Origin of the sequence: Halomonas sp. AOP30-A1-24, from assembly GCF_052378165.1 — a bacterium.
Taxonomy (GTDB): domain Bacteria; phylum Pseudomonadota; class Gammaproteobacteria; order Pseudomonadales; family Halomonadaceae; genus Vreelandella; species Vreelandella citrativorans.
Genome location: NZ_JBQSXL010000110.1, coordinates 1 through 316, shown reverse-complemented (window position 1 = coordinate 316; position 316 = coordinate 1). Strand labels below are relative to the sequence as shown.

Genomic DNA, 316 nt, shown 5'->3' with positions numbered 1-316 from the left:
CGCAAGGCGGCTGCTTTTTTCGCCCAGGCGGAGCTCGACCGCAAACCCAATTGATGGTGTCATTTATCGACGAGCATCGTGCTCAGTTCGGGGTCGAGTCGATTTGTAGCCAGCTGCCAATCGCCCCGTCGACGTATTACCACCACAAGGCACTTGAGACCGATCCTGAGCGGCGGACAGATCGATATCGGCAGGATGCGTTTCTTACCGCTGAGATTCAGCGAGTGTGGGAAGAAAACTTCTGCGTCTACGGTGCTCGTAAGGTCTGGCGGCAACTCCGCCGTGAGGGCGTTAATGTTGCTCGTTGCACCGTAGA

The 316-nt window shown here is 56.6% G+C and carries 1 protein-coding gene and 1 other annotated feature; the gene reads left to right on the top strand.

Translation table 11 applies throughout. The features are described 5' to 3' along the window. A partial coding sequence (locus ACT3TJ_RS18090; RefSeq protein WP_444666145.1) for an IS3 family transposase occupies positions 1 to 316 on the top strand: 316 nt, incomplete at both ends. Next, positions 12 to 128, top strand: a sequence feature (AL1L pseudoknot). (Overlaps the previous gene by 117 nt.)